This is a genomic window from Vibrio sp. 10N.286.51.B11, from assembly GCF_041469245.1.
In the GTDB taxonomy this organism is placed as follows: Bacteria; Pseudomonadota; Gammaproteobacteria; order Enterobacterales; family Vibrionaceae; genus Vibrio; species Vibrio crassostreae_C.
The window spans coordinates 85,769-98,740 of record NZ_JBFRKI010000007.1; the positions used below are offsets into that span (position 1 = coordinate 85,769).

Consider the following 12,972-nt stretch of genomic DNA (forward strand, 5'->3'; position numbering starts at 1 on the left):
TATTTTTTCAGATTCAGAAACTGATGTGTGTTATTAAAGACAAGGCTTAGGCCGTTAAAGAACCTTTCTCTGTACATAATAACTCGCCAACCAGTTTAGGCACCTCGATACTCGCCTTGCCGTAGCGCTTCTCTTCAAATTCACTTTCAACCGCACTTGGTTCGAGGTTTATCTCGATAGTATGTGCACCATGCATTTTCGCATCGTGAACAAAGCCTGCCGCTGGATAAACAACACCTGAAGTTCCGATAGAGATAAACAGATCCGCTTCTTCCAGTGCGGAATAAATGTCGCCCATTCTTAGTGGCATTTCGCCAAACCAAACAATATGTGGACGCATTTGTGCAGGGATTTGGCAGCAATGACAAAGTTCACCCGTTTCAATATCGCCTTTGTGCTCTACAACTTGATTGGATTCACTGCAACGCGCTTTTAAAAGTTCACCATGCATGTGAATAATGTTGTTGCTACCGCCTCTCTCGTGCAAATTGTCGATGTTTTGAGTAATGATGGTAACTTTGCCATCAAGCTTGTCTTCGAGCTCTCCTAGCGCCTTGTGGGCTGAATTGGGCTGAATGCTCTCACTTTGCAGGCCGTGACGACGCTTGTTATAGAAGGCTTGTACCAAGTCAGGATCTTTTGCGAACCCTTCAGGCGTCGCTACATCTTCGATTTTGTGGTTTTCCCATAGCCCGTCTTGTGCTCGGAATGTTTGTATCCCCGACTCTGCAGAGATGCCAGCGCCAGTAAGAATTACGATATTTCGATATGGGAAATGCATATAACGTCCTTTTAGATATGTCACTTTGTAACAGCTTAGCACTGTTCAAATTCCAACAATAGTTTTGGGGATTAGACCATAGTCTTAGGCAACTGAATTCATTGGCTATTTGTGACATAACTCGCTTGATAGTTGTGGTTGTTGTTACTCAAATTCTCTGTTTTGCTATCCATAGAAACAAAAAAGCGACCGAAGCCGCTTTGTTCTGTTCAACAGTTGTCTACTTGATGTGCTTTACCCCACCAAGTGAACAACGTTAGTCTTCGTTGATAGAAGAGATCTTATGGATAGAAAGATCCGCACCGTTGAATTCATCTTCTTCACTTAAGCGTAGGCCTGTTAGTTTGCTCAACACACCGTATACGATTAACGCGCCGACGAAAGCAACAGCAACACCTGCGACTGTACCAATCAACTGAGAAGCAAAGCTCACGCCGCCTAGACCCCAGAAAGCTTGTTGGCCGAAGATACCAGCAGCAACGCCACCCCAGGCACCACATACGCCGTGTAGAGGCCATACACCCAGTACATCATCGATCTGTGTTTTGTTTTGCATATAAGTAAATAGGTAAACAAACAGCGCACCTGCCACACCGCCCGTCACCAAAGCACCAAGTGGGTGCATCAAATCTGAGCCCGCACAGATAGCGACGAGACCAGCCAAAGGACCATTGTGGATGAAGCCCGGGTCATTTTTACCTGCAATTAGAGCCGCAAGAATACCGCCAACCATGGCCATGAGAGAGTTCATTGCCACGAGACCGCTGATGCCATTGATCGCTTGAGCTGACATCACGTTAAAGCCAAACCAACCCACACATAAGATCCAAGAGCCTAGTGCTAAGAATGGGATATTCGATGGTGCGAAGTTGGTGTGTTTGCCTGCACGGATTCGACCTTTACGCATCCCTAAGAAGTAAACTGCGACCAAAGCAATCCAACCACCTACGCCGTGAACCACTACCGAGCCTGCGAAGTCATGGAACACGTAACCAAACTGACCTTCTAGCCAATCTTGGAATCCAAAGTTGCCGTTCCAAATGATGCCTTCAAAAAATGGATAGATCAAACCAACCGTAAACAGTGTCGCAATCAAAATTGGATAGAAACGAGCACGCTCTGCGATACCACCAGAAACAATCGCAGGAATTGCCGCTGCGAATGTCATTAGGAAGAAGAACTTAACCAGTTCATATCCGTTGCCTTGCGAAAGTGTTTCTGCGTCTGCAAAAAAGTGTGCACCGTAAGCAACCCAGTAACCGATAAAGAAGTAAGCAATGGCGGAGACACCAAAGTCGGAAAGGATCTTAACCAGCGCGTTGACTTGGTTCTTCTTTCGCACGGTACCGACTTCGAGAAACGCAAAGCCAGCATGCATCAGGAAGACCATGATTGCGCCGAGTAATAGGAATAAAGTATCTGAACTTTGGGTAAGGGTTTGTACTGCACTATGAACTTGAGTCACCGTTTCACTCATTAAAGCATTCTCCTTCGCTTTATCTGATTTGCACTGATATCGTGCGATTCAATGTTGTAATTAATTAAAGACTCAACATTGAACGCAAGATGTGTTCCAAGTGTGAAGGGTAATTTTCGTGCAACAGCTTCTTTCTTTAAGTTGTTGATTATTAATCTCTAAATATTTAGGTGCACTTTTATGGTTCTTAAAAACCAAAAAAAATCACAACGACAATTGCACCAAATAAGGGAGTTGCACCATATTGAAGCGGTCAATGGATAGATTCAATACAGAGAACAGCTGACTACTATGTTTCGAGCCGGAGACCTAAAAACAAAAAGCCCAGTGAAATAATCATTGGGCTTTGCTTTTGAGTTTTAGCTAACGCACTGGCGTTACAGGTTTGGTCCTGTTGATGGGTTTTGCGGTAGGTTTTGACTTAAACGCTGCATACCTTGATACATGCGGATAAACCAGACCACAATCGCAACACCACCAAACAGCATGCCTACATACGGAATGTAGTAAGCGATGTCATCGATAATATGGTTTTGATACCAGTAATCGTTCACACCGATTAACACCCCGTTAGAGGTCGCTACCGTTACGATAAGAACGACGAAGAACGTCAGGTTCAAGAAGAAAGAGCGAATTAATCCGTAGTAATGAGTATCCACTACTTCACCATCTTCGCCTTTGTCTAAACGATAACCCGCGTAGATAATCGCAATCACACCAGAGATAAGACAAGTAAATGGCGTAAAGCAGCTTAGTATGTAAGCGACCCAAATACCTTTATGAGGTTTGTTCATTCTTATTCACCCCTTCCGTTTTCTCTGTTGCTGCGTTAGCGCTTTGTTCAACGCCGTTTTTCTCTTGTTCCATCACTTCTTTGTACCAAAGATCATGGTGCTCTTTAGCCCAAGTCTCATCAACTTCGCCTGTTACCATGCCTTCTAGTGCCCCTTCCATACCGAACAAGCCGATGTAGATGTGGAACACAAAGCCACAGATAAGGATCAAAGCAGCCAACATGTGGACTAGGTTTGAAAGCTCCATATCACGACGCGTTTGACCGAAGATTGGGAAGTCTAAAACCAAGCCACTGATCGCAGCCACACTACCCATTACAATCAATAGCCAGAACAGCGCTTTTTCACCCGCGTTCGAAAACTCTGCAGATGGATGAGAACCTTTATGTTTCCCAACCATACCGCCCAGTTTCATGAACCACTGTACATCGACCATCTTGAAAATAGACTTGCGCCACCACTTGATGAGAACAGCCATCAACAGCACATAGAAAATCGGGCCGATGTAGTTGTGGTATTGCTTCGCCAATAGAACGATGAAGCCCCAAAGGTCTGTTGGAATGTACGGCTTCAAGAAGTGCTTACCGTAAACCAACATCAAACCACTGAACGCCAGTGTTAAGAAGGTAAACGCCATACTCCAGTGCAAGGCACGGTCTAGTCGAGACCAACGTTTGATCTTACGGCCTGTTCTTGGCGCGCTTAGCATTAGCGGGCCAATCACAACGTACATCAAAGTCACGAAAGCAATACTGCCAAAGATAGCGACGGCACCGGCTGGTGACATCCACTTCTCTTTCAATATGTACCACGTTTGACCTGGAGTACTGATCAACACACCATGCTCAGCTGATTGAGATGTGGTGTAACCTTCCTCACCGTTTCTCACTTGTCGCCAAAAATCGGCGCCAGCAAGTTGTGTGATTTCTCGTTGAGCAGAGCTCGATTGAGTTTGTGATGAGTTCGTCTCAGATGCATGACTCATAGGAGAAAGCATTGTTAGTGCTGCCAACATTGGCAGCACTACAAGGAAGAGACGCTTAAACATTGTAAGCATATGTCTCTCCTACTTAGCTCTTAGTCGCATCGTAAGAAAGGTCGTTGCCGTCTGTCCAACCTGCACCTTTCGCACCACGTTCAACAACACGCTGACGGAAAACATCAGAAACTTTCTCTGCGTCACCCGCTAGCAGTGCCTTAGTTGAACAAAGCGAAGCACACATTGGCAGTTTGCCTTCAGCAATACGGTTCGCACCGTATTTTTGACGCTCTTCAACAGAACCTGGCTCTGTTTCTGGGCCGCCAGCACAGAAGGTACACTTGTCCATCTTACCGCGCTCACCAAACGCTTCCTGTTTAGGGAATTGAGGTGCGCCAAACGGACAAGCAAACAAGCAGTAACCACAACCAATACATAGGTCTTTATTGTGAAGTACGATGCCGTCTTCTGTATGTTCAAAACAGTCTGCAGGACAAACTGCCATACATGGCGCATCAGTACAGTGCATACACGCTACTGAGATAGAGTTTTCACCTGGTTCGCCATCGTTCAGTGTCACAACGCGACGACGTTGAATACCCCATTCCAGAGCATCATCATTTTCATTCTTACATGCAGTGACACAACCGTTACATTCGATACAACGCTTGGTGTCACAAAGAAATTTCATTCTAGCCATTTTAAGACTCCTTACGCTTTACGAATATTACAAAGGGTTACTTTCGTTTCCTGCATCAACGTGACAGGGTCGTAACCATATGTGGTTGCTGTATTGGCTGCTTCACCAATAACGTAAGGATCGGTGCCTTCAGGATATTTAGAACGCAAATCTTCGCCTTCGAATTTACCACCGAAGTGGAACGGCAAGAACGCTAAACCCGGTTTAACACGACGAGTAACCATCGCTTTCACCTTGATTCGGCCTTTCTCTGCACCTTCAACCCAAACATCATCACCATCTTTGAAGCCAATGTCGTTTGCGTCTTTCGGGTTCACTTCAACAAACATCTCTTGTTGAAGTTCTGCTAGCCAAGGGTTTGAACGTGTTTCTTCACCACCACCTTCGTACTCAACCAGACGACCAGAAGTCAAAATGATTGGGTATTCAGCAGACTTGTCTTGGTCTTGAATTGACTTGTACAACGTAGGAACACGGAAAATCGCTTCTTTGTCATCCCAAGTTGGGTAATCAGCAACAAGATCACGACGTGGCGTGTAAAGTGGCTCACGGTGTAGAGGTACGCGGTCTGGGAATGTCCAAACAATCGCACGCGCTTTCGCATTACCAAACGGGATACAACCATGCTTGATAGCCACACGTTGGATGCCACCAGAAACGTCAGTCTTCCAGTTTTTACCTTCAGCAGAGGCTTTTTCTTCTGCTGTTAGGTCGTCCCACCACCCCAGTTGTTTCAGCAGTTTGTCACTGAACTCTGGGTAACCATCTTTGATTTCGCTGCCTTTTGAGTAGCTGTCTTCAGCCAATAGGCTTTGACCTTCAAATTCGACACCGAAACGAGTACGGAAGTTACCGCCGCCCTCAGCAACTGGTTTAGACGTATCGTAAAGGATATGCGTACCTGGGTGTTTCATTTCTGGGTTGCCCCAACATGGCCAAGGCAGACCGTAAGTCTCGCCATTCGCTGGGCCGCCTTCTGCAGCAAGCGTGGTTTTGTGGAACGTGTGCCAGTTTTGTTGGTGTTCTTTCAAACGCTCTGGGCTTTGACCTGTATAGCCGATCGTCCACATACCTTTGTTGAATTCACGAGTGATGTCTTCAATCAATGGTTGATTGTTCTCAACACGGATGTTTTTGAACAGTTGATCAGAGAAACCAAGCTTCTTAGAAAGAAGGTACATGATTTCGTGGTCAGGCTTAGATTCGAACAGAGGATCAACAACCTTATCACGCCACTGTAGAGAACGGTTTGACGCCGTTACACTGCCGTAGGTTTCAAATTGAGTGGTTGCTGGAAGCAAGTAAACGCCGTCGGTGCGATCGTTCATTACTGCCGCGACTGTTGGGTATGGGTCAACGATAACCATCATATCCAGCTTCTGCATCGCCTTCTTCATCTCTGGACCACGAGTCTGAGAGTTCACTGCGTGACCCCAGTAGAACATGGCACGGATGTTTTCGCGTTGGCGAATCTTGTCTTTGTCTTCAAGTACGCCATCAACCCAACGAGATACAGGAATACCTGCACTGTTCATTGGTTTTTGACCGCCGTATGCGTTGTCGTCGAAACGGCCTTTCACCCAGTCAAAGTCGATATCCCAAACTTTTGACCAGTGACGCCAAGAACCTTCAGACAAGCCGTAGTAGCCTGGAAGTGTGTCTGACAGTACGCCAAGGTCGGTTGCGCCTTGTACGTTATCGTGACCACGGAAAATGTTTGCACCGCCACCTGACTTGCCGATGTTACCTAGCGCAAGCTCAAGTACACAGTAAGCACGTGTGTTGTTGTTACCCGTCGTGTGTTGAGTACCACCCATACACCAAACGATACAACCCGGACGGTTTTCAGAAAGCAGTTTTGCTGTGTGGTAAACGTCTTGTTCACTTACGCCAGTAACGCGCTCAACTTCAGCTGGGCTCCACTTCGCGACTTCTTCACGGATCTCGTCCATGCCGAATACACGTTGGCGGATGAACTCTTGGTCTTCCCATTTGTTAGCAAAGACATGCCATAACACACCCCAGATAAACGCAACGTCTGAACCTGGGCGAAGAGAAACATAGTGATCAGATTTCGCAGCAGTACGCGTACGACGAGGATCCGCAACAACGATCTTACAGTTGTTCTTCTCTTTCGCGATTAAGATGTGCTGCATCGCAACCGGGTGAGCTTCTGCTGGGTTCGAACCAATGAACAGCATCGATTTACAGTTGTGCATGTCATTGAACGAGTTTGTCATTGCACCGTAACCCCAAGTGTTCGCAACACCGGCTACTGTGGTTGAGTGACAAATACGTGCTTGGTGGTCAACGTTGTTGGTGCCCCAAAGCGAAGCCATCTTACGGAATGCATAAGCTTGCTCGTTACTGTGTTTCGCACTACCTAGGAAGTAAACTGAATCAGGGCCAGACTCTTTACGAAGTTCTAGCGCTTTGTTACCGATCTCTTCAATCGCTTGTTCCCAAGAAAGCTTCTTCCACTTACCGCCTTCCAATTTCATTGGGTACTTAAGACGACGTTCACCGTGGCCGTGCTCACGAAGTGCTGCACCTTTCGCACAGTGTCCACCAGCGTTGAATGGGTGATCGAATGCAGGCTCTTGACCTGTCCATACGCCATTTTGAACTTCAGCGTAGATACCACAACCCACAGAACAGTGAGAACAGATAGTACGTTTCACTTCTGTTTTCGCTTCTGGATCGACTGATTTAGCCTGTGCTTTCTTCATCATACCTGGTGCAAATAGACTTGCGCCTACCACTGCGCCACCAGCAGCTAATGAAGTGTTTTTCATGAAGGCACGTCGAGACACACCTAGCTGATTGGTTTCTTTGCTCACACTATCGGAGCGTTTGACAAGTTTCATCCGTTATCTCCTAAAGTGTGTCGTAGTAATCGCGAATGTGTTGCGTCTCACGATACCCTGTCTTCTTCACGTCTTCTTTCGAAATTTCAACAGTTTCTGAAGCGGTTGCCACTTTAGTTGTACCAGCGACAACGGCACCAGCAACGGCTGCAGTCGTCAAGCCTTTGAGTAGATCCCTACGGCTTGTATTTATATCTTTATTATCTTTCATCATTGCTTCCTTACCTTACGGTAGATCTTTTTTTGGAGGCTTAATGCCCCTCTATCGATATAATCGCGTACTGCTCGATTACTCGTAATCAGTGACGTTTTTCACATCAATCTTTAATTTGTGCTTACTGCTTTTTGTATTCACGCTAAAACGCACTTGTTCTAACGTTAAGAATGCTTCACACAGTTGAGCGGCCGATTTGTAGAAGTTCGCGCTTTCTGCCCCTTCAAGCTGACGCGTGAAAGAGTTAAACCAAGGGCCAAGGTGCTTATTGAATACCGCCTGTTGCAGTGCTTCTTCTTCAGCCGTTAGCATCGCCATCACTTCACACAGTGCTGCGATATGATCTTCCGGCTCTTTCACTTGATCGTCACGCTCAATGCCTAAAAGCTCTAAGTCATGACGAATCTCTGCCAATGGTTTTTCCATCATGGCGCCAGTGCGATGCCAAGAACCAAATGGAACGACTTCTCCACGCCCAATACCGATGAACAAATCTTGATATTCGTCTTCAAGAGCTTCACGGTTTGATTCTGTTGCCGCTTGTTGAATTGCAATCCAAGCCTTTTGCATTGCGCTTTCAGACGCTTCAATATCGAGTGTTTTTAGAAAGTCGATCACCTCTTCAGAAGGTGCGCTGCGAAACAGTGCGGATAGAACCAAATAGATCTCAGTTCTTAGTGTCTGTTCTTGTGCCTGATCCAAATTCGTTTCCAAGGCTAACTCCTAGTATTTCAATTGTTTCAATGGGTCTTGAGCCATTGAATCGAACATATCCACCACACGGCAGTCTTCACACATAGCAATACGATTAATCGTTGCTTCATCTGAAAAGTGAGAGTGACCGCGTAACTTGTTCTGTAACATGTCAATCATAGACTGAGGTGCGAATGGTTTATGGCAACGTACACATTCCGCAGCTTTCTCTTCATGAATCACAACTGCTTTTTGACGTTCTTCTTTTACCCAGTTCATACGAGGCGTAAGAGTCAGAACATTTTCAGGACATGCCTTTTCACACAAGCCACATTGAATACAGTCTTGTTCTACAAATTTAAGTGATGGGGAAGCCCCGTCGGTATGAAGTGCACGTGTCGGACACACAGCCACACAGCTCATACATAACGTACAATCTTTGCTATCACACGAAACGTTGCCGTAAGGTGCGTTTGACGGAAGCTCAACAATATTTTCAACAGGAATACGAGCTGAAGACATCGCATCAAGTGCTGTAAATAGACGTTGGCGCTTGTTGCCTTGAAGATCGCCAAGTGCAAGGTCGAATGAATCCACACAAAGTGTTGGAGGACATTCACGTAGAGATTCTAAGTACAGAATATCGATGGTTTCTTTTGGAATACCGATTTGATCTAGTAGTTCTTGAGCAATCCCTACTTCGTTATTCAGAACACGAATGATCGTTTCTGGCATAAAGCGAGATGCGGCAAACAGAACCTGAGTTGCGCCATTAACTAAAGCTGCAAACCAAGTATCGATACCAATAGATGGCAGTTCTTCTACGACAATTGGAATCACGTTATCTGGTAGCGCTTTAAGAGCCATCACGTTGTAAGTCTCATGACGTGAGCTACAGATAAGTACGATTGGATCCAGACCACCCGCTTGCTCGTAGTTAGCTAGCGTACGTTCAATGAATTTTTGAGTATCGTCAGGGTTAGGTAATGCGTAAGAGATAGCTTCTGTCGGACAGCTCGTTGCACACGTACCCACGCCTTGACATAGGTAAGGGTTAATCTCGATCTTATGACCCGTCTTATCTGAGCCTTCACTTGAAAGTGCACCAGCAGGACAAGCATCAACACAACGCTCACAACCTTTAACACCACGAGAACTGTGTGCACATAGGTCTGTGTCCAAACGGAAGAACTTAGGCTTATCAAACGTGCCCATTAACGTAGGAATTTCTTCTAACGCTTCAGCCAGTTTTGGATAACCACGACCTACTGGGTAATAACCAGGAACAGGCACTTCTTCAGTCATGCAGCTATTCAGACATAAGTCCAAAACCACATCAAAACAGTCATGATTGATTGCTACTTTTGCAAGGTTATTGGTTAGGCCTTTGTTTTCGATTAGAACTTCGAACGTACCAAGGAACCCTGAAACCTGAACAGCATTTGCGTAGTAAAGCTCTGACTCAGTATTCGTTGCCTTCACACCATCTGTCGAAAGCAGTGTTAGGCTTGTTAACTGAGGTAATTGAGCCGCAGCACTTTCAATGATCGCAGTTGGACCAATAACAAGTGTATTACCGCCGCTTTCGTAGCTAACAGTAGGTGGAATCAGATTTGTTAACTCAACTGTATTTTCAAATGCATACAGTCTTGCTTTAGCGTTATTTGAATTTGCTTGTTCTAATAATTGTTTAAGCATTGCTCAGTTCCATCTTTGGACATGGATAATCTGTTCAACCTTTATTGTAGTAAGCGAGAGAGAACTTGCTGAGTAATCCGTTAACAACTAACCCTTTAGCCAGTGTGTCGTTCGTCAGACCGTGAACTCGTCTATCTACAAAAAAGTTGATAATGAACGTTATTTTGCAAATGCCATGCCAATTTAATATGCCTTATATTTCAGTGATTTAATCCTATATAACGTTTATTGTGCGTATAAAAAAACCGCTTGGGACATTTTGTCGCAAGCGGTTCATTGAGTGTTTAGTCAAAATGTACCTATTCTTTGTGTGGTATATTTTGTCCCACCTCTTTCAGGTCTGCTTCGTCTGACATTGTAGCGTTATTATCCGATACTGTGTTTTTATACAGTTCTTTTTCTTGTTCGGTTATTTCGGCACTTTCTGACGTTTCAAGTTTATTATCAGATACCTCAAGATCGCTTTCAGAATTTTCTAAAACTTCACCTTCGTCTTTATTATCAATGATTTGCTCTTCTTCTGGCGCAGTTTCTTCTTCCGTTTTGTCTTTAACCCAATCACGCAAGGTTTCCGCAACCCCTTCAGAAAGAGACTTCAAATTACTGTAATCGTCGTCGTAATCATCTAAACCATCACGAACGTTGAATTCTTCTGAGAGGAATAATTTACGCAATGCCGCTTTTTTTACGCTTTCTGAAGCTTCTGACACCAATAATTGAGCAGCAGACAAGTCTTCAGTGGCTTCTGGTGCGGGATCTTGAACGTCAGAAGCATGAACTTCTTCATTGGTTGCTGGAGACTCATTTTCTAAAGCCTCACGGTCTAATGACTCCGATGTTTCTGCGTCTATAGATGAAGCAGCAGACGAAGTCTTTGCGGAAGTAAGCTCAGTTTCCTCAAGCGTTTGTTGCACTTCTAAAGGTTGGTCGGTTGATTCATCAAGCTTTCGTTGAGACCAACGGCTAAAAAAGTTAGTTGCCATTTGATCGACCCGCGCCTTTACGTTTCTTACGTCTTGCTTCTAATAACTCACCATGACGACCGATGAACGCTTCCATCCAAGCTTGTACAGGTAACGGAATGTCGTATGAAAGGACTTGGTTGTCACCGTCCATGTATTGCCCTGCAACGGTTTGTGATGCTGTAAGTAACTGAATGACGGGCTTAACGCCTGAATCGACATTATCCATCACTAAGAAAAGCTTAGGTTGCTGAGAGCTTAGGTTGAAACGATAGTCTGTACGCTCGTCTTTGTGCAACTGAAGCAAACATACGTCTGGGGTTTCATGTTCAGGTGATAATTCAAAACCGATGAGTTCCCATTGAGTTGCTACCCAAATGCCAGTTTTGATCTCTTTCTCTATTCTTTGGACACCTATTGGCCAAGCTGATTCTGTTTTTTCGTAGTGTTCTTGGAATTCTTTTATCTCAGACATACTGCACCCAATTGATTTTCTTTATTCTGATCGTACGTAGGACATTTTGTACTTCGCATAATCATATACCCTCTACAAAGCAATAAACACGCCAATACATTTTAAGTCCTGCTCCGTCTTTAGTGCGTTTGTCGTAAAGTTACCCCTATAACGTTAGTCGATCGCGCTGGTTTGAGACAGTTAGTCTCGGTGAACTCTCATATTTTGCGCTATTTTAATCGAATGCTTCATGTTTTCTCGAATAGCCGCTATTTTGGAATGAGAATTGCTAAATGCTTGAGTTAAAGCTAAGACTGACTAAGTGACAGAGAACGCATGTATTCTAAAGAGTCGTATGATGACTCTTGCCTAACTTCTTATCCCTTATAATCGCTATCTCATTAAGTAGGACGTGACTGTGGTAAAACCAAACATAATAAAAACCAGTGAAAACCCACTTCAGACCATCGAAGTTGAAGTGTTTGATGAATATGGCGAAAAGCTAACGAAACAAATTGCGTGCGAGCGCCCTCTTACCGTTATGTTGAACTGGAAAGAGATCGTAACTCTAATGACATTGGGTTCACGCCCGGAAGCATTAGTCTTGGGTTATTTGAAAAACCAAAGCTTCCTTTCTGATCCAGAAGCCGTTGAATCAATCATCATCGACTGGGAAACCAGCTCAGCAGCGGTTATCACCAAAGAAGATACGAGCCAACTTGAGCAAGCGCTTAAGAAGAAGACAGTTACCTCTGGCTGTGGCCAAGGTACCATGTATGGCAACGTGATGAAGCAATTGGAAGATTACCAAGTGCCTCAAACCAAGATTAAGCAATCTGAAATCTATACGGCTCTAGAAGCGCTGACTCATTATAACGACACCTACAAGAAAGCGGGTGCGGTTCATGGCTGTGCTGTTTGCAAAGACGACAAGGTTCTATCGTTTGTTGAAGATGTTGGCCGACACAATGCCGTTGATACATTGGCTGGTGAGATGTGGCTTAACAAAGAGACAGGTGAAGATAAGATCTTCTACACCACAGGCCGTTTAACGTCTGAGATGGTGATTAAGGTTGCGCAGATGGGAATCCCTGTTCTACTGTCACGCTCTGGCGTTACACAAATGGGCTTAGATTTAGCGCAGAAGTTCGGCATCACTACGATTGCTCGCGCTAAAGGTTTACGCTTCCAAGTGTTCACGGGTGCAGACAAGATTGACTTTGATGTGAAAGGTGAATAATCAGCAGTCGGAAAAAAGCGTAGGTTTGATTGGTGATTCACTAACCGCTTCTAATTGTAAAGTTCTGATGTAAATAGTTAGTGACCCATCAAGGATAAATACATAGAAACTTA

Annotated in this window: 12 protein-coding genes; 1 reads left to right on the top strand and 11 read right to left on the bottom strand. The window is 44.8% G+C overall.

Features of this window, described 5'->3' with window-relative positions; genetic code table 11:
- Positions 1-46 precede the first annotated feature (46 nt).
- From cobB to AB4154_RS03110, 11 genes are all read right to left on the bottom strand, one after another.
- Entirely contained in the window at positions 47-781 is a 735-nt protein-coding gene (gene cobB / locus AB4154_RS03060; RefSeq protein ID WP_017063867.1) for a Sir2 family NAD+-dependent deacetylase, read from the bottom strand.
- A gap of 256 nt (positions 782-1,037) precedes the next feature.
- The gene (locus AB4154_RS03065; protein WP_372122152.1) at positions 1,038-2,258 is read right to left on the bottom strand and encodes an ammonium transporter; all 1,221 of its coding nucleotides are present in this window, start codon (positions 2,256-2,258) and stop codon (positions 1,038-1,040) included.
- A gap of 377 nt (positions 2,259-2,635) precedes the next feature.
- Positions 2,636-3,052, bottom strand: a complete 417-nt coding sequence (locus AB4154_RS03070) for a hypothetical protein (protein ID WP_004742273.1) — start codon at positions 3,050-3,052, stop codon at positions 2,636-2,638.
- Entirely contained in the window at positions 3,036-4,109 is a 1,074-nt protein-coding gene (locus AB4154_RS03075) for a formate dehydrogenase subunit gamma (RefSeq protein WP_017068194.1), read from the bottom strand. The genes AB4154_RS03070 and AB4154_RS03075 overlap by 17 nt, the downstream gene beginning before the upstream one ends.
- 13 nt (positions 4,110-4,122) lie before the next feature.
- Complete coding sequence (gene fdh3B / locus AB4154_RS03080) at positions 4,123-4,731, bottom strand: formate dehydrogenase FDH3 subunit beta (protein WP_004742271.1); 609 nt, start codon at positions 4,729-4,731, stop codon at positions 4,123-4,125.
- A gap of 11 nt (positions 4,732-4,742) precedes the next feature.
- A complete protein-coding gene (locus AB4154_RS03085; RefSeq protein WP_372122154.1) occupies positions 4,743-7,598 on the bottom strand; it encodes a formate dehydrogenase subunit alpha in 2,856 nt (951 codons plus the stop codon).
- Between the two features lie 10 nt (positions 7,599-7,608).
- Positions 7,609-7,809: a twin-arginine translocation signal domain-containing protein gene (locus AB4154_RS03090; protein ID WP_008217926.1), complete on the bottom strand. Its 201-nt coding sequence runs from the start codon at positions 7,807-7,809 to the stop codon at positions 7,609-7,611.
- A gap of 78 nt (positions 7,810-7,887) precedes the next feature.
- Positions 7,888-8,526, bottom strand: a complete 639-nt coding sequence (locus AB4154_RS03095; RefSeq protein WP_017059621.1) for a molecular chaperone — start codon at positions 8,524-8,526, stop codon at positions 7,888-7,890.
- A gap of 9 nt (positions 8,527-8,535) precedes the next feature.
- The gene (locus tag AB4154_RS03100; RefSeq protein WP_372122156.1) at positions 8,536-10,203 is read right to left on the bottom strand and encodes a 4Fe-4S dicluster domain-containing protein; all 1,668 of its coding nucleotides are present in this window, start codon (positions 10,201-10,203) and stop codon (positions 8,536-8,538) included.
- A 299-nt stretch (positions 10,204-10,502) separates the two neighbouring features.
- A complete protein-coding gene (locus AB4154_RS03105; RefSeq protein WP_372122158.1) occupies positions 10,503-11,186 on the bottom strand; it encodes a DUF3306 domain-containing protein in 684 nt (227 codons plus the stop codon).
- Entirely contained in the window at positions 11,176-11,640 is a 465-nt protein-coding gene (locus AB4154_RS03110; RefSeq protein ID WP_017070541.1) for a DUF3305 domain-containing protein, read from the bottom strand. Before AB4154_RS03110 ends, AB4154_RS03105 begins: the two co-directional genes overlap by 11 nt.
- A gap of 397 nt (positions 11,641-12,037) precedes the next feature.
- Here AB4154_RS03110 and AB4154_RS03115 point away from each other — a divergent pair, with 397 nt between their 5' ends.
- Positions 12,038-12,859 (top strand): formate dehydrogenase accessory sulfurtransferase FdhD, encoded by an 822-nt coding sequence (locus tag AB4154_RS03115; protein ID WP_017068189.1) that lies wholly within the window; start codon positions 12,038-12,040, stop codon positions 12,857-12,859.
- Positions 12,860-12,972: the final 113 nt, after the last annotated feature.